Below are 23,063 nucleotides of genomic sequence, written 5' to 3'. Positions count from 1 at the left end.
GAGGCTGGAGCATGAACATCCAATGGTATCCCGGCCATATGACCAAGACCCGGCGGCAGATCCAGGCAGACCTGAAGCTGGTGGATCTGGTGGCCGAGGTCATTGATGCACGCATCCCCGTCTCCAGCCGGAACCCGGATCTGGACGAGCTGGTGGGGGAGAAGCCCCGCCTGATCGTACTCAATCGGGCCGATCAGGCCGATCCTGCGGGGACGAGGGCCTGGTGCGCCTGGTTTCGGGAGCGGGGATGGGCGGTACTGGAGACCAACGCCAGGGATGGAAAGGGTGTCAACCAGTTTTCCATTACCATAAAAAATGCAATGAAAGAGAAGCTGGAGCAGTGGAAGGCCAAAGGGATGGTAGGCCGCCCCATCCGGGTGATGGTAGTGGGGGTACCCAACGTGGGCAAGTCCACCTTCATCAATCAGGTGGCAAAGCGGAAATCCGCCAAGGCGGGGAACCGGCCCGGCGTCACCCGGGGCAGGCAGTGGGTCAGCGTGGATGCGGGACTGGATCTGTTGGATACTCCCGGAATCCTGTGGCCGAAGTTCGAGGATGAGGCCACCGGGCTGCACCTGGCCTTTACCGGTGCGGTGAAGGACGAGGTCATGGACGCGGAAACACTGGCCTGCCGCCTGCTGGAGCTGTTGGCGGCACGCTACCCCAATGCGCTGGAGCAGCGGTATCAGATCCCGGCGGACCTGTCCGGGCAGGGGTGGGAGCTGTTGGAAGCCTGCGGCCGTAAGCGTGGCTTCCTCATCTCCGGCGGCGAGGTGGATACGGAGCGCATGGCCAAGGTACTGCTGGACGAATACCGGTCTGGAACGTTAGGAAATATTACGCTGGAACTTCCGCCGGTGGAGTGAGGGAGACGCGATGGATCTGTGGGAACCGGAACGGGCCTGCTGGGCGGAAGGCGCAGCGCTGGTCTGCGGTGTGGATGAGGCCGGGGCCGGCCCTCTGGCCGGCGCGGTCTATGCCGCGGCGGTGATCCTGCCGCCGGAATGGAAGCTGGAGGGACTCAACGACTCCAAGCAGGTAAGCCCAAAGCGCCGGGAACGCCTCTTTGACCGCATCCGGGAACAGGCGTCGGCCTGGGCGGTGGCCTGGGCGGATGAACGGGAGATCGACGAGACCGATATCCTCAGCGCCCGGATACTGGCCATGCAGCGGGCCATCGACGGGCTTGCCCCGGCCGCAGACTTTGCCCTGATCGACGGAAACCGGGATCGCGGCAGGGCGGCGGCGATCACCACGCCCCACCGCGCGATTGTAAAGGGAGACAGCCTGTCGGCCTCCATCGCTGCGGCCTCGATCCTGGCCAAGGTCAGCCGGGACCGCTATATGGAGGAGATGGCCCGGCGCTATCCGGAATATGAGTTTGAGCGCCATAAAGGCTACCCAACCCGCCGTCATTATGAGCTGCTGCGGAAATACGGCCCCTGTCCCATCCACCGCAGGACTTTTTTAAAAAAGCTGTGAGCGGGGCAGAGGCAAAGCTGCTGGGCCGCTGGGGGGAGGCCCTGGTGGCGGAAGACCTGCGAAGGCGGGGCTGGCGTATCGTAGCTGCGGGCTATCGTTCCCGCTTCGGCGAGATCGACCTGATCGCGGAGGACGGGCGTTATTTGGCGTTTGTAGAGGTAAAGCTGCGGAAAAGCGGCGCCTTTGCCCCGGCGCGGGCTTTTGTGGACCGGCGGAAGCAGGAGAAGCTGCGTATCACGGCGGAGTGCTGGCTGGCAGAGCATCCGGCCGGCGGTCTCCAGCCCCGGTTTGATGTGGCGGAGGTCTACGCGCCCCGGGGCCTGGGCACGGAGCGCCCTCAAATACAATATGTCTTAAACGCCTTTTGAAAGGGGTGGCAGGGACCATGCACAGCACCATCGATCTGTTTGACGGGCACTGCGACACGATCCTTCAGCGTTACTTATACGGCGGGAGCCTGCGGAGGAACGAGGGCCATGTGGATCTGGAACGCGCGGGCAAATACCGCCGCTACGCCCAGTTTTTTGCCCTCTTCGGCGCGGCGGAGGACTTCCCGGGCAGGGATCTGCGGCGCTTGCGGCTGGGGGAGCTGTTCCGGGAGGAGTACGCCGTGTTCCAGCGGGAGATGGCGGAGAACCGCGACCGGGTCGTCCACTGCCGCACGGCGGACCAGGCGGCGGACGCCTTTGCCGCCGGGAAGACCGCGGCCTTTTTGTCCGCCGAGGGCGGGGAACTGCTGGACTGCTCTCTGGAGCGGCTGGAGGAGGCCTGGCGTCTGGGCGTGCGGGCGGTGAACCTCACCTGGAACCACGCCAACGACCTCTCCGGGAGCAATGCCGAGGAGACGGACCGGGGCCTGTCCGCCCAGGGCCGCGCGTTTGTGGACCAAATGGGGCGGCTTGGTATGCTGGTAGACGTCTCCCACCTGTCCGACCCGGGCTTCTGGGACGTGGCGGAGCGGGTAGACGGCCCGTTTTTGGCCAGCCATTCCAATTCCAGAGCCGTATTTTCTCACCCCAGAAGCTTGACCGACGCGCAATTTACTGCCATAATAGACCACAACGGCGTGGCCGGGCTGAATTTGTATGCCCGCTTCCTGGGGGAACGGGCGGACGTGGATACGGTCGTGGCCCATCTGGAGCATTGGCTGGAACTGGGGGGCGAACAAAACGTCTGCCTGGGCGGCGATCTGGACGGCTGTTCCCTCCTGCCGGAAGGGATCAAAGGCATCCAGGACCTGGACCGGCTCTGGGAACGGCTTTTGCAGCGAAATTACAGCGAGGCGCTTTTGCGCGCTCTGTTTTTCGAGAATCTAATGAGGGTAGTGAGCGAAGTATGTACTATGTGAGCACGAGAAACAAGGAGGACCGGCGCACGGCCGCCCAGGCCATCGCCCAGGGACTGGCTGCAGACGGGGGACTGATGACCCCGGAGGTCTTCCCCAAGCTGTCCCAGAACGCCCTGGAGACCATGCGGGACATGTCCTATCAGCAGCGGGCCGTCTATGTCATGGGGAGCTTTTTGGATGATTTCACCTCTTCCGAGCTCTCGGCTTTTGCCTCCAGGGCGTATGGGCCGGATAAGTTCGATGTGAAGGCGGTGGCTCCGGTCCGGGACGTGGACGGGAACACCTACTGCCTGGAACTGTGGCACGGCCCCACCTGCGCGTTCAAGGATATGGCGCTGCAGATGCTGCCCCACCTGCTTTCCGCCGCGCTGGTGAAGAACCAGGAGGAGAAGACGGTGTGCATCCTGGTGGCGACCTCCGGCGACACGGGCAAGGCCGCGCTGGAGGGCTTCAAGGATGTGGAGAAGACCCGTATCCTTGTCTTCTATCCCAAGGACGGCGTGTCCGCCATCCAGCAGCTGCAGATGGTCACCCAGGAGGGCGAAAACGTGGGCGTGTGCTCCGTAGTGGGCAATTTCGACGACGCCCAGACCGGCGTGAAGCGTCTCTTCGCCGACCCCGCTCTGCGGGAGCAGCTGGCCGGGCGCGGCTTCTTTCTCTCCTCCGCCAATTCCATCAACTGGGGCCGCGTCCTGCCGCAGATCGTCTACTACATCTCCGCTTACTGCGACCTGATGCGGGATGGGAAGCTCCAGAAGGGCGAAGCGCTGAACGTATGCGTGCCCACCGGAAATTTCGGCAACATCTTGGCCGCCTATTATGCAAAGACCATGGGCGTGCCCATCGGAAAGCTGATCTGTGCCTCCAATTCCAACAATGTGCTGACCGATTTTCTGCGCACCGGCGTATATGACCGTAACCGCACCTTTTATAATACCATGTCCCCCTCCATGGACATCCTCATCTCCTCCAATCTGGAGCGGCTGCTCTTCGCCCTCACCGGCCATGACGACGCCGAGGTGCGGGATTATATGGCCCAATTGAACCAGGAGGGCCGCTACGAGGTGAGTCCCGTCCTCAGGGATAAGCTGGGCAAGCTCTTTGCCGCCGGGTACTGCGACGACACGCGTACCCAGCAGGTCATCGGCCGCATGTGGAACGAGCATAAGTATCTGATCGACCCCCACACGGCCGTCGCCTTCGAGGTACTGGACCAGTACCGAAAGGAGACGGGGGATGCATCGCCGGCTCTGGTGGCCTCTACCGCCAGTCCGTTCAAGTTCTGCGACAGCGTGCTGGGCGCTCTGGGCGTTACGGAGCTGGAGCAGGGCACCGCCATTCTGGAACAGCTCTCCGCCCGGACGGGCGTGGCCGCCCCCGCGCCGCTGGCCGGATTGAAGGACAAGAGCGTACGCTTTGCACAGAACGTGGAGAAGGACCATATGGTGGACCAGGTCCTGGAGCTGCTGAAATAAGATGGCCCTGTACGCGATCGGGGATACCCACCTCTCTTTGGCCTCCGATAAGCCCATGGATGTGTTCGGCGGCGGCTGGGAAGGGTATGTGGATAAGCTGAGAGAGGGGTTCCGGGCAGTGCGGCCGGAGGACACGGTAGTGCTCTGCGGCGATCTGTCCTGGGCCATGGGCCTGGAGGAAGGGGCGCGGGATTTTGCCTTTCTGGACGCGCTGCCGGGCCGCAAGCTGCTGCTGAAGGGAAACCACGATTACTGGTGGAATACCTCCGCAAAAATGAACCGCTTTTTTGCGGAGCACGGCTGGAAAAGCCTGAATATCCTTCACAATAACTGCTATGAATACGGGGAATATGCCCTGTGCGGAACCCGGGGCTGGTTTTATGAGGAAAAGGGGGAACAGAAGGTCTTCAAGCGGGAACTGATCCGCCTGGAGGCCTCCCTGAAGGCGGCGGGGGAGCGGCCGAAGCTGTGCTTTCTCCACTACCCGCCCTGCTATCAGGGCTATACCTGTCCGGAGATCCTTGCCCTTCTGGAGCAGTACGGCGTGGAGCGCTGCTATTACGGCCATCTCCACGGCGGCAGCCATAAGCTGGCGGTGGAGGGGCGGTACGGCGCGGTGGAATATCATCTGGTTTCCGCCGACTACCTGGGCTTCCGCCCACAAAAAATCTGCGAATAATGCAAAAAAAGTATGGAAATTTTCCTGCATATCTGATAGTATAGAGCGGATAACGCGAAAGATGGCACCGTTGGCGCGAAAGCGGCGCTCCGGGGCCTGACAGGAGGAAGTAAACAACATGAATGTCAAGAGCGTCGAGAAACAGGAGAAGAGCACGGTCGAGTTGGTCATCGAGGTGGGCAAGGAGGAATTCGAAGCCGCCGTCGAGAAGGTCTACAAGAAGCAGCGCGGCAATATCAGCGTGCCCGGCTTCCGTAAGGGCCATGCCCCCCGAAAGATCATCGAGGGGATGTACGGCTCCGGCGTGTTCTATGAGGACGCTATCAACGAAATCTATCCTGAGGCCTATGCCCAGGCGATCGAGCAGGAGAAGCTGGACGCCGTTGCCTGGCCCAAGGTGGAGATCGTGGACGTGGGCAAGGAGGGGCTGACCTTCAAGGCTGTGGTCACCGTTCGTCCCGAGGTCAAGCTGGGCGACTATAAGGACCTGACGGCCGAGAAGAACGAGGTCACCATCTCCGACGAGGACATCGACAATGAGCTCAAGCCCTTTATCAGCCGCGCTACCCGTGTGGTCACCGTGGAGCGGGAGGCCAAAAACGGCGATACCGTGGTCATTGATTTCGAGGGCTTTCAGGACGGCGTGCCCTTTGAAGGCGGCAAGGCCGAGGGCCACAGCCTGGAGCTGGGCTCCGGTTCCTTCGTGCCCGGCTTCGAGGAGCAGCTGGTGGGCGCCAAGGCGGGCGACGAGAAGGAGCTGGATATCACCTTCCCCGAGGATTATCACGAGGATCTGGCCGGCAAGGCCGTGGTCTTCAAGGTGAAGGTCAACGAGGTCAAGGAGAAGCAGGAGCCTGCGGTGGACGACGAGTTTGCCAAGGACGTGTCCGAGTTCGATACCCTGCCCGACTTCAGGAAGGATCTGGCCGACAAGCTCAGGGAGCGCCGCCAGACCCAGGCCCAGCGGGACTTTGAGGAAGCGATCATGACCCAGGTCATGGACAATATGGAAGTGGAGATCCCCGACGCGATGGTGGACTTCCGCGCCGAGCAGCTCGTCAACGATATGGCTCAGCGCATCCAGGCCCAGGGCATCCCCTTTGAGCAGTATCTGGCCATGACCGGCATGAATATGGACATTATGCGCGAGCAGGCCAAGACCGCCGCCCTGGAGCGGGTCCGCCGTGAACTGGCGCTGAGCGCCGTAGCCGCGGCCGAGGCGCTGGAGATCACCGACGAGGAGCTGGATGCGGAGTACAAGCGCCTGGCCGAGCAGTACAAGGTCAGCGAGGAAGAGGCGAAGACCAACCTCTCCGCCGACGATGTCCGGAAGGAGCTGCTGGACCGGAAGGCGGAGCGCGTGATCCTGGACAGCGCCAAGCAGGGCAAGCCGGCTGCCAAGAAGAAGGCCGCCAAGAAGACCGCCAAGAAGGCGGAGGAAGAAGAGCCGGCCGGCGGGGACGAGGAGAAGCCCAAGAAGACCACGGCCCGGAAGAAGACCGCCAAGAAGGCGGAGGAAGAAGAGGCTTCTGTGGACGAGGGCAAGGCAGAGGAATAAGTTGCCGTACGGCGGGCATACTGTGGTGTGTGACTGCCCGCCGGTGGTGGGATGGTCAGAGCCGGGCAGCCGGCTCCGACATCAAATAAAAGGAGATCCAAAACCATGAGCTTAGTTCCCTATGTAGTAGAGCAGACCAACCGGGGCGAGCGGTCTTATGATATTTTCTCCCGGCTGCTCAACGACCGCATTATCTTCCTGGGCGAGGAGGTCAACGCGACCACGGCCAGCCTGGTGGTGGCCCAGCTGCTGTATCTGGAAGCCCAGGACCCGGATAAGGATATCCAGTTCTACATCAACAGCCCCGGCGGCTCCGTCACCGACGGTATGGCCATTTACGACACCATGCAGTACGTCAAGTGTGACGTTTCCACCATCTGCATCGGTATGGCCGCCAGCATGGGCGCGTTTCTGCTGTCCTCCGGCGCCAAGGGCAAGCGTTTGGCGCTGCCCAACGCCGAGATCATGATCCATCAGCCTTCTGCCGGCACCCAGGGCCAGATCACCGATATGGCGATCCATCTGAAGCGCTTGGAGATCATCAAAAAGCGTATGAACCACATCCTGGCCGGCAACACCGGTAAAAGTGTGGAGGAGGTTACCGCCGCCTGCGAGCGGGACAACTTCATGTCTGCCGAGGAGGCCCAGGAATACGGCCTGATCGACAAGGTCATCTATCAGCGCTGATCGAATCATAGGGGAGCGGGGATGCCATCGGCCCCGCTCCCTTGCGGTCTTCTCCCGGAAACCGCCTCCGTCACCCTCCGCGCGCCGGTTGGAACGGGGGTTCCGGAACCTTTTTGAGTTGAGGTAACACAATGCCGAAAAACGACGAACGCAACAAATCGGTCCGCTGCTCTTTCTGCGGCAAGCATCAGGAGCAGGTGAACCGTATCATCGCAGGCCCGGGCGCCTACATCTGCAACGAGTGCGTCCATCTGTGCATGAGCATCCTGGACGACACCTACGACCCGGAGGAGCCGTTTTCTCCCGATATCCCGGACGTGATCCCCACGCCCCGGGAGATCCGTGATGTCCTGGACCAGTATATCATCGGACAGGAGGACGCCAAGGTCGCCCTGTCCGTTGCCGTGTACAACCACTATAAGCGCATTTACTTCGGCGGCGGGGAGGATGTGGAGCTGCAAAAGAGCAACATTCTGCTCATGGGGCCAACCGGCTGCGGCAAGACGCTCTTTGCCCAGACCCTGGCCCGCATCCTGAAGGTGCCCTTCGCCATCGCCGACGCCACCACGCTGACCGAGGCAGGCTACGTGGGCGACGACGTGGAAAACATCCTGCTGCGTCTGGTGCAGGCCGCCGACTATGATGTGGAGCTGGCGGAGCGGGGCATCATCTATGTAGACGAGATCGACAAGATTGCCCGCAAGAGCGAGAATACCTCCATCACCCGGGATGTATCCGGCGAGGGCGTGCAGCAGGCTCTGCTGAAGATCCTGGAGGGTACCGTGGCCAACGTCCCGCCCCAGGGCGGGCGCAAGCACCCCCATCAGGAATTCATTCAGATCAACACCAAAAATATCCTCTTTATCTGCGGCGGCGCGTTTGACGGGATGGAAAAGATCATCGAGCAGCGGCTGGATAAGAAGACCATCGGCTTCGGCGCGGAGATTCAGCGGAAGCGTGAGAAGGACAATACCGCTGTCTTCAAGCAGGTCCAGCCCCACGATCTGCTGAAGTTCGGTATCATCCCGGAACTGGTGGGCCGCCTGCCGGTCATCACGACCCTCAGCGCCCTGAACAAAGAGCAGCTGGTACGTATCCTCACACAGCCCAAAAATGCCCTGGTCAAGCAGTACCAGAAGCTGCTGGAGTACGATATGGTGGATCTGGAGTTCCAGCCCGCCGCGCTGGAAGCGGCTGCGGACCAGGCCATCGAGCGCGGGATCGGCGCCCGGGGACTGCGGGCCGTGTTGGAGGAGGTCATGACCCGGGTGATGTACGACGTACCTTCCGACCCCACCATTACCAAGGTCACCATCACGCCGGAGAGCGTAGCGGATCACGTGCCGCCCGCCGTCGAGCATGATCCTGAGCGCACCGAGCGGCCCCGCCTGGGCGGCGCTGCCCTGCGCGCCGAACAGGGCGGCACTGCGCTGCGGGGGAACGTATCGTAACGAAAGCCATCTGGATACCAGCGGGGCGGGGGAGGTTCCCTCGCCCCACTGTGGCATCTATTCCTGTTTTCCGAGAGGAAGTGAATGTTCATGGAATCGAATCTGCCGGTCACCATGCCTGCGCTTGCCTTGCGGGGCCTGACCGTATTCCCCAATATGCTGCTCCACTTCGACGTGGGGCGTGAGGCGTCGATCAAAGCGCTGGATGAGGCCATGACCACCGGGCAGCCGGTTTTCCTGGTCGCTCAGCGTGACCTCTCTGTGGAGAGCCCGCAGCTGAACGACCTTTACACCATTGGAACCATCTGTAACGTACGCCAGATCCTCCGCCTGCCCGGGGACAACGTGCGGGTGATGGTGGAGGGGGTCAGCCGGGGGCGGATGCACAGCCTGCCCCAAACCAGTCCCTATCTGATGGCGGAGGTGGAGGAGATCCGGCCCGAGGAACCGGTGAAGCGCTCCGCCCGGACTGAGGCGCTGATCCGCCAAACCTATGAGCTGTTTGAGCGCTATATCGAGCTGGCCCCCAAGATGACGCCGGATATCCTCCTGTCCGTATTGGCCAGCGAAGACCCGGGCTATATTGCCGATTATATTGCCCAGAACCTGGCAATGCGCACCGGCGACAAGCAGGCGGTGCTGGAGGAGCTGCGTCCCGTCCGGCGCCTGGAACTGCTCTGCCGCACGCTCCGCCGGGAGGTGGAGATCCTGGAGCTGGAGCAGGATATGCAGGGAAAGGTCCGGGACCAGCTCACCCGCAGCCAGCGGGACTATTTCCTGCGGGAGCAGATGAAGGTCATCCAGCAGGAGCTGGGGGAGGAGAATCCGGGCAGCGACAGCGAGCTGACGGAATATCGCCGGAAGATCGCCCATGCAAAGCTCCCCGGCGAGGTGGCGGAAAAGCTGCTGAAAGAAGTAGGGCGCCTGGAAAAACAGCCTTTCGGCTCTGCCGAGGCCACCGTCATCCGCAACTACCTGGACGTGTGTCTGGAGCTGCCCTGGGGCAAAAAGACCAGGGAGCGCGTCGATGTGGCCGCAGCCCGCAAGGTGCTGGACGCCGACCATTACGGCCTGGAAAAGGTAAAGGAGCGTATCCTTGAATTTCTGGCGGTCAAGCAGCTGGCGCCGGAACTGAAAGGGCAGATCATCTGCCTGGTAGGCCCTCCGGGCGTGGGCAAGACCTCCATCGCCATGAGCGTGGCACGGGCGCTGCACCGGAAGATGGCGCGGATTTCCCTGGGCGGCGTCCATGATGAGGCCGAGATCCGCGGCCACCGGAAGACCTATGTGGGCGCCATGCCGGGACGTATCATCGAGGCAGTGCGCCAGGCGGGCACATCCAATCCGCTCCTGCTGCTGGATGAGATCGACAAGCTGGGCAACGACCAGCGGGGCGATCCCTCCTCGGCCCTGCTGGAGGTATTGGATGCCGAGCAGAACAGTACCTTCCGGGATCATTTTCTGGAGGTCCCCTTCGATTTGTCCGACGTGCTTTTCCTGACCACGGCCAACACCACGGACACCATTCCGCGGCCCCTGCTGGACCGGATGGAGATCATCGAGCTGACCAGCTATACCGATGAGGAGAAGCTCCAGATTGCCAGGGACCATCTGCTGCCCAAAGAGCGCAGGCGCCACGGCCTTCGCCCCGCTCAGATGAAGGTGACCGACGACGCCATCCGGGAGATCATCCGGGGCTATACCCGCGAGTCCGGTGTGCGCGTGCTGGAGCGGCAGCTGGCCGCCCTGTGCCGCAAGGCCGCTATGCGTCTGGTCTCCAATGGTGTAAAGTCGGTTCGCGTTACAGGAGACACTTTGGAAGAATTCCTGGGCGTGCGCCGGTTCCACCCGGAGCGCCTGCCCCGTATGGAGCAGGTGGGGGTGGTCAACGGCCTGGCCTGGACCAGCGTGGGCGGCGAGATCCTGGAGGTGGAGGTCAACGTGGTCCCCGGCTCCGGCAAGGTGGAGCTCACCGGCAACCTGGGCGATGTAATGAAGGAGTCCGCCCATGCGGCGCTCTCCTATATCCGCAGCCGGGCGGCCACGCTGGGCATTGAAGCCGATTTCTATAAGACCAAAGACCTGCACGTCCACTTCCCCGAGGGAGCGGTCCCCAAGGACGGCCCCTCCGCCGGCATCGCGATCACTACCGCCATGGTTTCCGCTCTCACCGGGGCTCCGGTGAAGCGTGAAATCGCGATGACGGGCGAAGTTACGCTGCGGGGGCGTGTGCTTCCCATCGGCGGCTTGAAGGAGAAGACCATGGCCGCCTACCGCAATGGGATCAAGACGGTGTTCTTACCCATGGATAACCAAAAGGATCTGGAGGAGATCGATCCGACCGTCCGCGCCGCCCTGCAGTTTATTCCCGTGGAGCAGGTGGACGCGGTGCTGGCCCAGGCGCTGGACCTGGGCGGGCGGGAGGAAGGACTGCTCCGGGCGCGGCCCGTGGAAAACGCCGCTCAGGGGCAGAATCTCCCCAGCTTCAAGCAGTAAAGGAGCGAATATGAGCGTCAATCTGCAAAAGGCGGAGTTTGTCCGTTCTGCCGCCAAGGCGTCCGATTTCCCTCGGGACCGCCTGCCCCAGGTGGCTTTCGCGGGCCGCTCCAATGTGGGCAAGTCGTCGGTCATCAACCGGCTTTTGAATCGGAAGAATCTCGCGCGGGTCGGCGCGGCGCCGGGGAAGACCACCCACATCAACTATTTCCTCATCGATGAGAAATTCTATCTGGTGGATCTGCCCGGCTATGGCTATGCCAAGGTCTCCAAGGGGGAGCGTGAGCGCTGGGGACGCCTGATGGAGGAGTGGTTTTCCGACAATACGCTGATGACCCTGGGCATGATGATCGTGGACGCCCGGCACAAGCCAACCGCAGACGACCAGACCATGGCGGAGTGGTTCCAGGGCAGCGGCCGTCCCTTCGCGGTCGTGGCCAACAAGCTGGATAAGCTGAAAAAGAGCGAGATCGCGTCCAACCTGGCCCGGATTCGGGAGACGCTTGGCCTGGACGAAACTGTAAAGGTGATCCCCTTTTCAGCAGAAAAGGGAGACGGAAAGCAGGAGCTGCTGGAACTGATCCTGGCGCATGCGGGGGAGCATTTATGAAATACGTGAAGTTGGAGCGGGACGGCGGCAGCGTGTGGGGCGTGCTCCAGGGCGATCTGGTACGCACTCTGGCCGCGCCGCCCTTTGATGGGATCTGCTATGACGGGAAAAGCCTGCCTCTGGCGGACTGCCGTCTGATGGCCCCCTGCGCGCCCACCAAGATCGTCTGTGTAGGGAAAAACTATTATGATCATGCCGTCGAGATGGGGGACGGGGTGCCGGAACGTCCCATCCTGTTCCTCAAAGCCCCCAATACGCTCAACCGCCCGGAGGGGGAGGTCCACGCCCCTGCCTTTGTGGGGCGGCTGGACTACGAAGGGGAGTTGGCCTTTGTGATCCGGAAACGGGCGAAAGACGTGAAGGCGGAGGAGTATGCCCGGTACATCCTGGGCTATACCTGTCTCAATGACGTGACCGCCCGTGATGTGCAAAAGAGCGACGGACAGTGGACCCGAGGCAAGAGTATGGACGGCTTCGCCCCCGTGGGCCCGCTGGTCACCGATGAGGTAGACCCTTCGGCGCTGGAGCTGGAGACACGGCTCAACGGTACGGTGGTCCAGTCGGGGAACACATCCCAGTTTATGACCCGGATTCCGGAGCTGCTGGCCTTCATCACCGCGTCCATGACGCTGGAGCCCGGCGACGTGGTGACCACCGGCACCCCCGCGGGCATCGGGGCGATGAAGCCGGGCGACACGGTGGAGGTCGCGATCCAGGGGATCGGGGTTCTGCGCAGCCACGTCGTATAGAGCGCTTTGCAGCGCACGGTGCGTCCCTGACCGGACGCACCGTGCGCTTGTCTGTCTCCCGAACGGTGAAAAAGGATGGAAATATCCCGCGCCTTGTGTTAATATACTACTGTATGTCCAAAGCGGTCCGTATGCCTGATGATGGAGGTAACTGATTTGACTTATTTGATGTCGATCCTTATGGGGATCATCCAGGGGGTGGCTGAATTCCTGCCCATCTCCAGTTCTGGCCACCTGGCCCTGTTCCAGGCCTTTTTCGGCATGGAAAACGTGGAAGAAAGCCACCTGTTTTTCACCGTCCTGCTCCATTTCGGCACGCTGGTCTCCGTGTGTTTGGTCTACTGGCGGGACATCGTGGAGATGATCCGGGAATTCTTTCTCGGGATCGCCTCCCTGGCCGGGAAGAAGGGGACGGGCGCAACGCCGCCTCCGGCCCGGCGTTTGGTGATGCTCATCATCGTGGCCACGCTGCCGCTGTTCGTGATGGTCCTCTTTCAGGACGCATTGGAGTCCCTGTTCTCCAATGTGATCCTGGTTTCCTGCGCCCTGATCGCCACCGGCTTTATCCTCTTTTTCTCCGACCGGCTGGCCCATGGCCGCAAGAGTGCGAAAAATGCCACGGTGGCGGACGCGCTCATCGTGGGCTGCGGACAGGCCATCGCCGTCATTCCCGGGCTCTCCCGCTCCGGTACCACCATCTCCGTGGGCATGCTGCGGGGCTTTGACCGGAATTTTGCCGTGCGCTTTTCCTTTCTGATGTCCCTGCCCGCCGTGCTGGGGGCCAACATCCTCTCCCTGAAGAGCGCGCTGGAAACCGGTTTTGATCACAGCCTGCTGCCGGTCTACCTGGTGGGCGTTGTGGTGGCCGCGGTCGTGGGCTATTTCGCCATCCGGCTGGTGAAGCTGCTGGCCGACCAGGGCAAGTTCGGAAAGTTTGCCTATTACTGCTGGGGCGTGGGCCTTGGCAGCCTGATCGCCGGGATCGTGAAGATGGCGGTGCTCCACTGAGTTCAGCTGCGGCCCCGGCGGCCGGTATGCCGGGGCCGTTTTCGGCTCCAAATCCTCGAAAGGACTGATGCGCAATGGCCACAGCACAAAAGAAGACCACGGGCGGGAAGCGGACAAGCACTGCCGCCCGCAGTACGACCACGCGGAAAAAAGCGCCGCCGCCCCCGAAACCCGTCCGGCGGGAGGTCGGGGCCGTGGTGTGCCTGCTGCTGGCCATTTTTGCCGCGTTCGGGTACGTTCCCATTGAGGCCATCTTCGTGGACTTTTTCTGCGGTACCGTCAAGGGACTGATTGGCTACGGCTATTGGCTGCTGTCCCCCATGCTTCTCATCGCCAGCGGTATCCTGGCGTTCCACCGGGGACGCCCGGTGCGCCTGCGGGTGTGGTGCGCACTGCTGACGCCGGTGCTGACGGGCTGTTTGCTGCACCTGATCCTGGCAAGGGGGGAATACGTCTGGAGCATGGCGCTGGTCAAGAGCCTGTGGACGCAGGGACAGGCCCTCCAGAGCGGCGGCCTGGTCAGCGGCGTCATTGCCCTAGCCCTGACGGCGGTGTTCAGCAAGCCGGGCGCGGGAGTCATTTTCGTACTGGCGGCCATCCTTATGGTGATGGCTGCCTTCCATGTGACGCCGGCGGACGTGGTGGACGCTGTGCGGTCCCGTCCCCGGGCCGAGTATGAGGAGGAAGAACTGCCTGAGCCCGCCCCCAGGGAGCGCCGCCGCCGGGTGAAAGAGACGGCCGCATCCGCTGCCGCGGGCGCCACGTCCCGGCGCAGGGCGGAGATCGATATTCCAGTGGACGACGGTCCGCTGGCAGGGAAGCCCGCTGAAGTGGAGCCGGTGGCCAAGAAGGAGCGGTTCTTCAACCGCAGGCCTTCCGTGCCGACGCCGGATCAGGTACTGGCCGGGGAGGCCTCCGTTCCGGCGGACGGGCCTGCCGCGCCCGCGGCGCCGGTCCCGCCCATGCCGCCTGCGGCGGCGGAGTTGGCTCCGGCGCAGGCGGAACCCGTGCCGGAGCATGGCCCCGCACCGGAACCGGTCCCCATGCCGCCCATGCCGGAGATCGAACGGGAGCCCGCCGTGGGCAAGGGAAAGAAGGGAGAGACCGCCCAGGCCGCCGCGGAGGTGGCCCAGGATATTGCAAAAAATCTGGAGAGCGGCCCCCCCGTCTATCAATATCCGCCGGTCTCCCTGCTGAAAGAGGGGAGCGGTCTCTCCGCCAGCGACGTAGCCGGGGAGCTGCGGGCCAACCAGGTCCGTCTGTCGGATACCATCCGCTCCTTCGGCATCGACGCCAACATTGCCAATGTGACCCGAGGACCCTCGGTGACCCGGTATGAGGTGGAGCTGGATCAGGGTGTGCGGCTGAACAAGCTGACCAATCTGGCCGACGATATCGCCCTGGCGCTGGGAGCCACCGGCGTGCGGATCGCCCCTATCCCGGACAAGATCTCCATGGTGGGCATCGAGGTGCCCAACAAGCTGGTCTCTCCGGTACACATCCACGAGGTCATCGATTCCCGGGCGTTCCGGGACAACCCCTCCAAGGTGGCCTTTGCCGTGGGCAAGGATATCGGGGGCAACTGCATCGTAGGCAACATTGCCAAACTGCCCCATCTGCTGATCGCGGGTACCACCGGCTCGGGTAAATCGGTATGCACCAACTCCCTGATCATTTCCCTGCTCTATAAGGCTACGCCGGAGGAGGTACGCCTGATCATGGTGGACCCCAAGATGGTGGAGCTGGGCATCTACAACGGGATCCCGCACCTGCTGATTCCGGTGGTCACCGACCCGAAAAAGGCCGCCGGGGCGCTTCAGTGGGCCGTGGTGGAGATGATGAAGCGCTACCGTTCCTTCTCCGAGATCGGGGTGCGGGATCTGGCCAGCTACAACGCGCATGCCGCCAAGACCGAGGGCATGGAGAAGATGCCGCAGATCGTGGTGGTCATCGACGAGCTGGCCGATCTGATGCTGGTGGCGGCCAAGGAGGTGGAGGAATCCATCTGTCGGGTGGCTCAAATGGGCCGCGCCGCGGGGATGCACCTGATCATTGCCACCCAGCGGCCTTCCGCCGACGTGATTACCGGGCTGATGAAGGCGAATATCCCCAGCCGCATCGCTTTCGCGGTGGCCTCCAGTTTGGAGTCCCGCATCATCCTGGACACCACCGGCGCGGAAAAGCTGGTGGGCCGGGGCGACATGCTTTATTTTCCCCTGGGGACCGGAAAGCCCCAGCGGGTCCAGGGCTGCCTGATCTCCGACGAGGAGGTGGCCGCCGTGGTGGGCTTTATCAAGGAAAACAGCGGCAGCGCGGAATATTCGGATGAGATCATCCATGAGATCGAACAGCACGCCGCCGAGAAGGAGAAGGGAAGCAAGGGCGTGGGCGGCTCCGCGCCCGAAGAGGTGGGGGACGATTATGACGAACTGCTCCCCGCCGCCATCGAGGTGGTGGTAGAGACCGGTATGGCCTCGGTCTCCATGCTCCAGCGGCGGCTCAAGCTCGGTTATTCCAGGGCCGCCCGTCTGGTGGATCAGATGGAGGAGAAGGGCGTCGTGGGGCCCTTTGAGGGCTCCAAGCCCCGGCAGGTGCTCATTACCAAGGAGCAGTGGCAGGAGATGCAGTTCAAGCAGGGGATGGTGGACGCTGCGCCCGAGGGCGTGCCCGACGAACTGGAGTTCGAGGGAGACGCCGTCCCCCAGGGCCGGGACCTGCCCCCCTTCGACCCGGGCGGAGACTTTTAAACCAACTGGAAGCGCCTTGAAGCCGGAGGGCGCAGACTCCTCGAAGGAGTCTGCGCCCTCCGGCTTTTGGTATGCCGGCCGCCTCGCACCAGGCGGACCGGCTTGTTTTTTTGCGTGCCGGTCATAAAGTGGGACGAGCGTTCATAGGATGTGCCAGTACGAAAGAAGGACGTGAATGGTGATGTATGAGAAGGACATCCTGCGGTTTCATCAGGCAGCGGCGCTGCTGCCGCCGGAACAGCGCCGTGCGCTGGAGCGGCTGGACGACGCCGTGAAGGCGCGGACGGAGGAAATCCGCCTGCGGGCGGGGCAGCCGGTCAGCCTGGTGCTGCCGGAGGGAGAGATCACCCTGCCCGGCTGGGAACGGCCCGTTCGGACGGCCGAACTGGCCCTGCTGCTGGAGATCGCCACCCAGGCCTCGGCCCACACGGCGCTCTCCCAGGTGCGAAGCGGCTTTTTTACCGTCCGGGGCGGGCACCGCCTGGGCATCTGCGGAAGCGGTGTGGTAAAGGACGGCGCGGTGTGGAACCTGCGGCAGGTCTCCTCGCTGGCTCTGCGGATCGCCCGGGAAGCGGTCGGGATCGCCGCTCCGATCCTGGACAGGCTTTGGGCGGGGGAGGAGCTGCTCAGCACACTGATCCTCTCGCCGCCCGGCTGGGGCAAGACCACGCTGCTGCGGGACCTGATCCGGGCGCTCTCCGATGGAGACGGGGTCCCCGCCCGGCGGGTGGGCGTGGCCGACGAACGGGGCGAGCTGGCCGGCGTATGCGAGGGCGTCCCACAATTCCGGGTGGGGCGGCGCACCGACGTCATGGACGGCTGTCCGAAAAGCGCGGGCCTTCTGATGCTCCTGCGGGGCATGAACCCCCAGGCGCTGGCGGCGGACGAGATCACCGCGCCGGAGGATATCGCGGCGCTGGAGATGGCGGCCAACTGCGGCGTGTCCCTTCTGTGTACCGCCCATGGGGCTTCGCTGGAGGATCTGCGCCGGCGTGTGCTGTACCGGCGTCTGCTGGAGGCTCAGATCTTCCGCCGGCTGGTGGTCATCCGGCGGCAGGGGAGCCGGCGGTGCTATTCGGTAGAGGAGCTGGAACGATGCTGAAGCTGCTGGGGGTGCTGCTGCTGGCTGGGGGGACCGCCGCTGCAGGCTTTTGCGCTGCGGGACAGCTGACAAAGCGGGCCCGTGCGCTTCAGGCGCTCCTGGGTGCGCTGGAGCTGATGGAGCGGGAGCTTTCCTTCCGTCTGACTCCAATGCCGGAACTGCTGGAACGGCTTTCCCGGCAGGCCGATCCTCCGGCCGACGGGCTGTTTGCCGGTTGCCGGGAGGGACTCTCCAGTCTGGGGGAGCGGTCCCTGGCCGAGCTCTGGAAGGCGGGGGTGCGTCAGCCCGCCCTGCTGCTGGAAGCGGAAGAGCTCGCCCTGCTGGACGGCCTGGGCCAGGTGCTGGGAAGCTACGATGGAGAGGGCCAGCTGGCCGCTCTGGCTCAGACCTGCGCGGCGCTGGAGCGGGCGCTGGCGGAGGCCCGGTCGGAGCGCAAACGCATGGGAAGGGTCTATCAGACCCTTGGCCTGGCGGCCGGGGCGTTCCTGGCGATCTTACTGGTGTGATACCCGGCGCAGCCGCCGGAAAGGAAAGGGTAACGGAATATGGATGTGGATTTGATTTTCAGGATCGCGGCCATCGGAATCCTGGTCTCGGTGCTCAATCAGGTGCTCTCCCGCTCGGGGCGGGACGAGCAGGCGACCATGACCACCTTGGCGGGACTGGTGGTGGTGCTGATGATGGTAGTACGGGAGATCAGCGATTTGTTCGAGCTGGTAAAGACCCTGTTCGGGCTGTAGCGGGATGGACGAGATCGGACGGGCCGCCGCCGTTGCCGTGGCCGCGGCGATCTGCGCGGTGGTGGTAAAAAAGAGCGCCGGGGAAGTGGCCGTGGTTCTTTCCCTGGCAGCGGGAGCGGCCATTCTCATCCTGACGCTGGGGGCGGTGGAGGGCGTACGGACGCTCATGGACGACCTGGCCGATGCGGCGGGGTTAGCCCCGGCGGTGCTGGCTCCTCTCATCAAGACGGTCGGCATCGCCATCCTGACCCGGGTCTGCGCCCAGGTCTGCCGGGATGCGGGGGAGGGGGGGATCGCCGCATTCCTGGAGACGGCGGGAGCGGCCATGGCGCTGTTCGTAGCGCTGCCGCTGCTGCGGGCGGTGCTGGATACGGTGATCGCTCTGCTGTAGCCATCCGCACGCACGGGCGCTGCCGCCCGCTCCGCAGCCCGGCAAGCCGTATTTCCCGGATCATCCTGCCTGTGAATCACAGGCGCTAAAACAGGAGATACCAATGAAAAAACGGATTTTGACCACAGCGGCGGCGCTGCTTTTGCTGGCCTGCCTTTGCCCGGCCCGGGCCGGCGACGTGCTCGCCGCCCAATCGGAGGCATTGGACCTGGATGGCCTGGAGGACGCGGCGGGAGATTACCTTCCGGGCACGGACAGCCCGGTGGACGCCAGCCTGGACGAGGGCATCCAGTACATATTGGACACCGGCAGCGGTCAGATCTTCGGCGTGGTGCGCAAGGCGCTGCGCAGCGGCATCCTGCTGCTGACGATCGTGCTGCTCTGCGCGCTGGCGGAGGGGGTGTACAGCGGTATCGGGGACGGCGCTACGGTAGACGTGGTGAGTCTGGTGGGCGCGCTGGCCATCACTGCAGTGGCGGTGGCGGACGCCCACTCCCTGATCGGCATGGGCCGGGAGGCCCTGGATCATATGGAGCTGTTCTCCAAAGCGCTGCTGCCTACCATCACGGCGGCGGCCGCCGCCAGCGGCTCTCCCGGCGGGGCGGTGGCCCGGCAAGTGGCGACCATGCTCTTCTCCGATGTGCTCATGACCCTCATCACGCGGCTGCTGATGCCGCTGGTGTACGCCTACATCGCCGCCAGCGTGGCCTATGCGGCGGTGGGGAACGAGGGCCTCAAGCGCATTGCAGGCGCCCTGAAGTGGGTGGTGACCAGCATCCTGACCGCCGTACTGCTGGTCTTCACCGGTTACCTGACGGTCAGCGGCGTCATCGCCGGAAGCGCCGATGCGGTGACCGTAAAGGCCGCTAAATTCGCCATGTCCGGCCTGGTGCCGGTGGTGGGCGGAATTCTTTCCGATGCGGCGGAGACGGTATTGGCCGGGGCCGGCATCCTGAAAAACGCGGTGGGCGTGTTCGGAATGCTGGTGGTCCTGTGTATGTGTATCGCCCCGTTTTTGCAGCTGGGCATCCACTACCTGGCCTACAAGCTGACCTCGGCGCTGAGCGCCACCGTCTCCGGAGGAAGGGTGGCCGGGCTCATCGACAGCATCGGCGGGGCCTTCGGACTGGTGCTGGGCATGACCGGCTCCTGCGCCCTGCTGCTGATTATTTCCATGGTGTCCGCCATTACGGCGGTTTCGGGGTGAGACTATGCTGGAACTGATACGGCAATGGCTGGTAGGCATTACCTGCGCGGCCATGGTGGTGGCCCTGGCCGAAGGGCTCACGCCGCCGGGGACCATCCGGAAGATCGGCAAGCTGACCGGCGGCCTGGTGCTGCTGGTGAGCATACTGCAGCCGGTGGTGGAGCTGGACCCCGCTGCGCTGACCCGGTCCCTGACGGAATATAAGCTGGAGCTGGGCGCCTACAGCGCTCAGCTGGAGGAGGAGAATGGGGAACTGATGAAAAGCATCATAGAGGAGCAATCCGCCGCATATATTCTGGACAAGGCGGCACAACAGGGCATCGCCTGCCAGGTGACGGTGCAGGCCGCCGGGGAAGGCGAGTGGCCCGTTCCGGAGACGGTGACCGTCCAGGGAACGCTCACCGGAGAGCAGCGGGAGGCGCTGGAGCGGCAAATCGAGGCGGACTTCGCCATCCCGGTCCAGCGGCAGTTTTACGAAAGCGGGGACGGGGCATGAAAACGGAAGCCTTGGGTGCATGGAGCAAACGGCTGCGCGGCGTGTTCGGCCGGTATAAGTTCGTGCTCCTGGTCATCCTGGCGGGGGCGGCGCTTCTTCTGCTGCCCTCGGTCGGGGAAAAGGAGACGGCGGCGGAGCAGACGGCGGAGCAGACCAGCCTGCTCCAGAGCGTGGACGCGCTGGAGCGCAGGCTGGAGGCGGCCCTTTCGCGCATGGACGGAGCGGGGGAGGTGACGGTGGTACTTACCGTGAAAAGCAGCGGCCGCCAGATCCTGGCGCAGGACGGCAAGACCACGGAGCGGGGCGAGACAACCGATACGCAGCTGACCACAGTGGTGGTGTCCCGGGGCTCCGGTTCGGAGGAGCCGGTGGCGCTCCAACAGCTTTCGCCCCAATATCAGGGCGCCCTTGTGGTATGCTCGGGCGGGGACGCGGATGCGGTACGGCTGAAAATCGTCGAGGCGGTCTCCGCCCTGACGGGGTTGGGCGCGGATAAAATATCAGTCTGTAAGGGAAAGTGAGGAAACGACGATGAAAGTTTGGAAACGCAATGCGGTGGTAGCCGCGATCGTGCTCTTCGTATGTGTGGCGGTGTACCTGAACTGGTCCTATCAGAAGGAGGGCGGCGACGCGGCGGAGACAGGCAAGACCTTGGGCGAGGCGGCCCTGGTAAGCGGTCAGACCGCCGACCCGCTTTTGGGCGGCACACAGACGGCCCAGCCGGGCGCCTCCGGGAGTCCTTCTCCCACAGGGGCGGCGCAGGCCAGCGGCAGCGATTATTTTGCCTCCGCCCGGCTCAACCGGCAGCAGGCCCGGGACAGTGCTCTGGCCATCCTTCAGGATGCTCTGGCCAATGAGGACCTGGATGAGACCATGCGCGCGGACAACAGTCAGGCCATCCAGACCCTGGCCAGCGCTACCGTGTCCGAAGCGCAGATCGAGAACCTGGTTACCGCCAAAGGATACAGCGACTGCGTGGCCTTTATCAGCGACGAGAGCGTCAGCGTGGTGGTCTCCGCCACGGAAAGCGGGCTGACCGACGCGGACGTAGCCAAGATCACCGAGATCGTCACCGACGAGACCGGCTGCGCCGCCAGCCAGGTCAAGATCATCGAGGCCTCCTGAGCCCGCCGTGCTCCGTTCAGCGGAAAATCTAGTTGTAATTTTTCGGTTTTGTGATACAATGATTACAACTGTGAAAGCAGAGTAAGCTGAGAAGGAGCGTGAAGCCGATGGCTGATGCGAAGGAGTACATTTCCCGCCCGGACGAGTTGGGAAATATCCATATATCCGAAGAGGTCCTGGCCGTGATCGCCGCCGCCGCCACCCTGGAGGTGGAGGGAGTGGGCAGTTTGTCCGCCAATCTGGGGACCGACCTGGCTGAGCTGCTGGGAAAAAAGAACCTGGCGAAAGGGATCCATATTACCGTCCAGGAAGAGAGCGTCCGGGTGGATGTCTCCATTCTCATCAAGTATGGTTATACCATCATCGATGTGGCCAAAGAGGTTCAGAATTGCGTATATAACGCCATCGAGAACACCAGCGGCCTGACGGTGGAATGCGTCAACGTCCATGTGGCCGGCGTCACCTTTGACCGCTCCGGTCCCAAAAATTCGTAACCGAACAAGCAAAAGCGCGCGCCGGCCGGCACGCGCTTTTGCTCGTTTGAAAAAAGGCGGCTCGCCTCACGCCTCCGTACGCAGCCCGTTGAGACGTCTTCGAAGGCGGGGGCGCTCAGATCAGCGCCATGGTTTTTAAAAGATACAGCCAGGCGGTAAGGGTAAAGGCGCTGAAGAGGGTGGTGAGCATGATGATGCTGGAACTGAGGGTTCCGTCGTGCCCCAGGTTGCGGGCCATGACGAAGCCGCTCACCGTGGTGGGGCTGGCCAGCATGGCGACGGCGGCCACCAGCTTCTCACCCCGAAAACCCATGGCCACGCCCACGGGAAGAAAGGCGGCGGCGAAGATCACCAGCTTGAACACAGAGGCAGATACGGCGGGCTTCCAGCGCCCCAGGGCCTTTTTCAGATCAAAGGAGGCGCCCAGCGCCATCAGTCCCAGCGGCGTGGCGGTGGCGGATATGCTGCTGACCGTCTTTTGAAAAATGACCGGCTGGGGGATCTGCAGCAGGGACCAGGCCATGCCGATCACGATGCCGATGATGATGGGGTTGGTGACCAGCTTCCGCAGCGCGCCCAAGATGGCCGTTCCGTCCAATTTCTCCCCCGCCTCCCGGGTCGTCAGGGAGAGGGCGGCTACGGCCGCCACATTGTACAGGGGCACCGCGCCGATGATCATCAGCGTGGCCGCCTCTGAACTTCCATATAGATTTTCCAGGAAGGCAACGCCCAAAAGGGCGGTGCTGCTGCGGTAGCCGCCCTGGATGAATTCGCCCCGCAGCGGGCGCTGCTTGATGACCAGGCTGGCCACGGCCACCATCACGATGGAGAGCAGGGTGGCAAAAAAGCAGAAGAGCACAAAGGAACCGTCCCAGAAGGCAAAGAAATTCTGAGTGGACAGGTCCTTGAACAGCATGACGGGAAGGCCGATCGTGAACACAAAGCGGTTGAGCTTACCGGCGAAGGCGTCGTCAAACAGGCCGGCTTTCCGAAAAAACAGGCCAAGCAGCATCAGTAAAAAAATGGGGATCGTAGCGTTCAAACAATAAATCAGATTTTCCAGCATCTGCTCCATAGTGCGGTATCCCTCTTCCCGAAAAAGTTGGTAAGCTTGATTATAACGTCGAAATCCGGGAAGCACAAGTGAGTTACCAAATAGTAAGCCGCATAGAATGCGTCACCGGCCGCATAAAAATGAAACCATAGGGAGGGAGCGTT

24 protein-coding genes are annotated in these 23,063 nt (G+C 63.1%); 23 read left to right on the top strand and 1 reads right to left on the bottom strand.

What is annotated here, in order from left to right; all coding sequences use genetic code 11:
* The first annotated feature begins 11 nt into the window (after positions 1-11).
* From ylqF to NE547_RS05055, 23 genes are all read left to right on the top strand, one after another.
* Positions 12-866 (top strand): ribosome biogenesis GTPase YlqF, encoded by an 855-nt coding sequence (gene ylqF, locus NE547_RS05165; RefSeq protein WP_186906584.1) that lies wholly within the window; start codon positions 12-14, stop codon positions 864-866.
* A 10-nt stretch (positions 867-876) separates the two neighbouring features.
* Positions 877-1,482: a ribonuclease HII gene (locus NE547_RS05160; protein WP_186906583.1), complete on the top strand. Its 606-nt coding sequence runs from the start codon at positions 877-879 to the stop codon at positions 1,480-1,482.
* Positions 1,479-1,850 carry a YraN family protein gene (locus NE547_RS05155; RefSeq protein WP_186906582.1) on the top strand — a complete coding sequence of 124 codons (372 nt, stop codon included), beginning with the start codon at positions 1,479-1,481 and terminating at the stop codon, positions 1,848-1,850. The genes NE547_RS05160 and NE547_RS05155 overlap by 4 nt, the downstream gene beginning before the upstream one ends.
* A 17-nt stretch (positions 1,851-1,867) precedes the next feature.
* Complete coding sequence (locus NE547_RS05150; protein ID WP_186906581.1) at positions 1,868-2,830, top strand: dipeptidase; 963 nt, start codon at positions 1,868-1,870, stop codon at positions 2,828-2,830.
* Positions 2,818-4,305, top strand: a complete 1,488-nt coding sequence (gene thrC, locus NE547_RS05145) for a threonine synthase (protein ID WP_256174943.1) — start codon at positions 2,818-2,820, stop codon at positions 4,303-4,305. Before NE547_RS05150 ends, thrC begins: the two co-directional genes overlap by 13 nt.
* A gap of 1 nt (position 4,306) precedes the next feature.
* Positions 4,307-4,984 (top strand): metallophosphoesterase, encoded by a 678-nt coding sequence (locus NE547_RS05140; protein ID WP_186906579.1) that lies wholly within the window; start codon positions 4,307-4,309, stop codon positions 4,982-4,984.
* A 118-nt stretch (positions 4,985-5,102) separates the two neighbouring features.
* A complete protein-coding gene (tig, locus tag NE547_RS05135) occupies positions 5,103-6,542 on the top strand; it encodes a trigger factor (protein WP_256174942.1) in 1,440 nt (479 codons plus the stop codon).
* Positions 6,543-6,593: 51 nt separating this feature from the next.
* Positions 6,594-7,229, top strand: coding sequence for an ATP-dependent Clp protease proteolytic subunit (locus NE547_RS05130; RefSeq protein ID WP_186906577.1), 636 nt, complete (start codon positions 6,594-6,596; stop codon positions 7,227-7,229).
* A gap of 131 nt (positions 7,230-7,360) precedes the next feature.
* Positions 7,361-8,680 carry an ATP-dependent Clp protease ATP-binding subunit ClpX gene (clpX, locus tag NE547_RS05125; RefSeq protein ID WP_256174941.1) on the top strand — a complete coding sequence of 440 codons (1,320 nt, stop codon included), beginning with the start codon at positions 7,361-7,363 and terminating at the stop codon, positions 8,678-8,680.
* A gap of 84 nt (positions 8,681-8,764) precedes the next feature.
* Positions 8,765-11,176, top strand: coding sequence for an endopeptidase La (lon, locus tag NE547_RS05120; RefSeq protein WP_370866819.1), 2,412 nt, complete (start codon positions 8,765-8,767; stop codon positions 11,174-11,176).
* Positions 11,177-11,186: 10 nt separating this feature from the next.
* A complete protein-coding gene (gene yihA, locus NE547_RS05115) occupies positions 11,187-11,786 on the top strand; it encodes a ribosome biogenesis GTP-binding protein YihA/YsxC (protein ID WP_186906574.1) in 600 nt (199 codons plus the stop codon).
* The gene (locus NE547_RS05110) at positions 11,783-12,535 is read left to right on the top strand and encodes a fumarylacetoacetate hydrolase family protein (RefSeq protein ID WP_256174939.1); all 753 of its coding nucleotides are present in this window, start codon (positions 11,783-11,785) and stop codon (positions 12,533-12,535) included. Before yihA ends, NE547_RS05110 begins: the two co-directional genes overlap by 4 nt.
* 156 nt (positions 12,536-12,691) lie before the next feature.
* A complete protein-coding gene (locus tag NE547_RS05105) occupies positions 12,692-13,543 on the top strand; it encodes an undecaprenyl-diphosphate phosphatase (RefSeq protein ID WP_243204657.1) in 852 nt (283 codons plus the stop codon).
* 74 nt (positions 13,544-13,617) lie between these two features.
* On the top strand, positions 13,618-16,290 hold the full coding sequence (locus NE547_RS05100) for a DNA translocase FtsK (protein ID WP_256174938.1): 2,673 nt from the start codon (positions 13,618-13,620) through the stop codon (positions 16,288-16,290).
* 175 nt (positions 16,291-16,465) lie between these two features.
* Positions 16,466-17,392 carry a stage III sporulation protein AB gene (locus NE547_RS05095; protein ID WP_256174937.1) on the top strand — a complete coding sequence of 309 codons (927 nt, stop codon included), beginning with the start codon at positions 16,466-16,468 and terminating at the stop codon, positions 17,390-17,392.
* On the top strand, positions 17,386-17,898 hold the full coding sequence (locus tag NE547_RS05090; protein ID WP_186906571.1) for a stage III sporulation protein AB: 513 nt from the start codon (positions 17,386-17,388) through the stop codon (positions 17,896-17,898). Before NE547_RS05095 ends, NE547_RS05090 begins: the two co-directional genes overlap by 7 nt.
* Positions 17,899-17,937: 39 nt before the next feature.
* Positions 17,938-18,132 (top strand): stage III sporulation protein AC, encoded by a 195-nt coding sequence (gene spoIIIAC, locus NE547_RS05085; protein ID WP_256174936.1) that lies wholly within the window; start codon positions 17,938-17,940, stop codon positions 18,130-18,132.
* 4 nt (positions 18,133-18,136) lie between these two features.
* Positions 18,137-18,523 carry a SpoIIIAC/SpoIIIAD family protein gene (locus NE547_RS05080; protein WP_186906569.1) on the top strand — a complete coding sequence of 129 codons (387 nt, stop codon included), beginning with the start codon at positions 18,137-18,139 and terminating at the stop codon, positions 18,521-18,523.
* Positions 18,524-18,626: 103 nt separating this feature from the next.
* Entirely contained in the window at positions 18,627-19,730 is a 1,104-nt protein-coding gene (locus NE547_RS05075) for a stage III sporulation protein AE (RefSeq protein ID WP_186906568.1), read from the top strand.
* A 4-nt stretch (positions 19,731-19,734) separates the two neighbouring features.
* Positions 19,735-20,226 carry a stage III sporulation protein AF gene (locus tag NE547_RS05070; protein WP_256174935.1) on the top strand — a complete coding sequence of 164 codons (492 nt, stop codon included), beginning with the start codon at positions 19,735-19,737 and terminating at the stop codon, positions 20,224-20,226.
* Complete coding sequence (locus NE547_RS05065) at positions 20,223-20,747, top strand: stage III sporulation protein AG (RefSeq protein ID WP_186906566.1); 525 nt, start codon at positions 20,223-20,225, stop codon at positions 20,745-20,747. Before NE547_RS05070 ends, NE547_RS05065 begins: the two co-directional genes overlap by 4 nt.
* 10 nt (positions 20,748-20,757) lie before the next feature.
* Positions 20,758-21,351, top strand: coding sequence for a SpoIIIAH-like family protein (locus NE547_RS05060; RefSeq protein ID WP_186906565.1), 594 nt, complete (start codon positions 20,758-20,760; stop codon positions 21,349-21,351).
* Positions 21,352-21,458: 107 nt separating this feature from the next.
* On the top strand, positions 21,459-21,845 hold the full coding sequence (locus NE547_RS05055) for an Asp23/Gls24 family envelope stress response protein (protein ID WP_186906564.1): 387 nt from the start codon (positions 21,459-21,461) through the stop codon (positions 21,843-21,845).
* Between the two features lie 115 nt (positions 21,846-21,960).
* On the opposite strand, the gene NE547_RS05050 is transcribed toward NE547_RS05055, so the two are convergent.
* Positions 21,961-22,920 carry an AEC family transporter gene (locus NE547_RS05050; RefSeq protein ID WP_370866818.1) on the bottom strand — a complete coding sequence of 320 codons (960 nt, stop codon included), beginning with the start codon at positions 22,918-22,920 and terminating at the stop codon, positions 21,961-21,963.
* Positions 22,921-23,063: the final 143 nt, after the last annotated feature.

Origin of the sequence: Flavonifractor sp. DFI.6.63, assembly GCF_024462255.1 — a bacterium.
Classification (GTDB): domain Bacteria; phylum Bacillota; class Clostridia; order Oscillospirales; family Oscillospiraceae; genus Lawsonibacter_A; species Lawsonibacter_A hominis.
This window is presented reverse-complemented; position numbering and strand designations above follow the sequence as displayed.

Coding starts and splice junctions, on each gene's coding strand:
- NE547_RS05095 (WP_256174937.1), top strand. CDS start 16,466: ATGGTGATGTATGAGAAGGACATCCTGCGGTTTCATCAGGCAGCGGCG.
- NE547_RS05065 (WP_186906566.1), top strand. CDS start 20,223: ATGAAAACGGAAGCCTTGGGTGCATGGAGCAAACGGCTGCGCGGCGTG.
- tig (WP_256174942.1), top strand. CDS start 5,103: ATGAATGTCAAGAGCGTCGAGAAACAGGAGAAGAGCACGGTCGAGTTG.
- NE547_RS05110 (WP_256174939.1), top strand. CDS start 11,783: ATGAAATACGTGAAGTTGGAGCGGGACGGCGGCAGCGTGTGGGGCGTG.
- NE547_RS05050 (WP_370866818.1), bottom strand. CDS start 22,920: ATGGAGCAGATGCTGGAAAATCTGATTTATTGTTTGAACGCTACGATC.
- NE547_RS05100 (WP_256174938.1), top strand. CDS start 13,618: ATGGCCACAGCACAAAAGAAGACCACGGGCGGGAAGCGGACAAGCACT.
- NE547_RS05060 (WP_186906565.1), top strand. CDS start 20,758: ATGAAAGTTTGGAAACGCAATGCGGTGGTAGCCGCGATCGTGCTCTTC.
- NE547_RS05160 (WP_186906583.1), top strand. CDS start 877: ATGGATCTGTGGGAACCGGAACGGGCCTGCTGGGCGGAAGGCGCAGCG.
- NE547_RS05055 (WP_186906564.1), top strand. CDS start 21,459: ATGGCTGATGCGAAGGAGTACATTTCCCGCCCGGACGAGTTGGGAAAT.
- NE547_RS05070 (WP_256174935.1), top strand. CDS start 19,735: ATGCTGGAACTGATACGGCAATGGCTGGTAGGCATTACCTGCGCGGCC.
- yihA (WP_186906574.1), top strand. CDS start 11,187: ATGAGCGTCAATCTGCAAAAGGCGGAGTTTGTCCGTTCTGCCGCCAAG.
- clpX (WP_256174941.1), top strand. CDS start 7,361: ATGCCGAAAAACGACGAACGCAACAAATCGGTCCGCTGCTCTTTCTGC.
- NE547_RS05075 (WP_186906568.1), top strand. CDS start 18,627: ATGAAAAAACGGATTTTGACCACAGCGGCGGCGCTGCTTTTGCTGGCC.
- NE547_RS05130 (WP_186906577.1), top strand. CDS start 6,594: ATGGTCAGAGCCGGGCAGCCGGCTCCGACATCAAATAAAAGGAGATCC.
- NE547_RS05090 (WP_186906571.1), top strand. CDS start 17,386: ATGCTGAAGCTGCTGGGGGTGCTGCTGCTGGCTGGGGGGACCGCCGCT.
- lon (WP_370866819.1), top strand. CDS start 8,765: ATGTTCATGGAATCGAATCTGCCGGTCACCATGCCTGCGCTTGCCTTG.
- thrC (WP_256174943.1), top strand. CDS start 2,818: ATGTACTATGTGAGCACGAGAAACAAGGAGGACCGGCGCACGGCCGCC.
- spoIIIAC (WP_256174936.1), top strand. CDS start 17,938: ATGGATGTGGATTTGATTTTCAGGATCGCGGCCATCGGAATCCTGGTC.
- NE547_RS05080 (WP_186906569.1), top strand. CDS start 18,137: ATGGACGAGATCGGACGGGCCGCCGCCGTTGCCGTGGCCGCGGCGATC.
- NE547_RS05150 (WP_186906581.1), top strand. CDS start 1,868: ATGCACAGCACCATCGATCTGTTTGACGGGCACTGCGACACGATCCTT.
- NE547_RS05140 (WP_186906579.1), top strand. CDS start 4,307: ATGGCCCTGTACGCGATCGGGGATACCCACCTCTCTTTGGCCTCCGAT.
- ylqF (WP_186906584.1), top strand. CDS start 12: ATGAACATCCAATGGTATCCCGGCCATATGACCAAGACCCGGCGGCAG.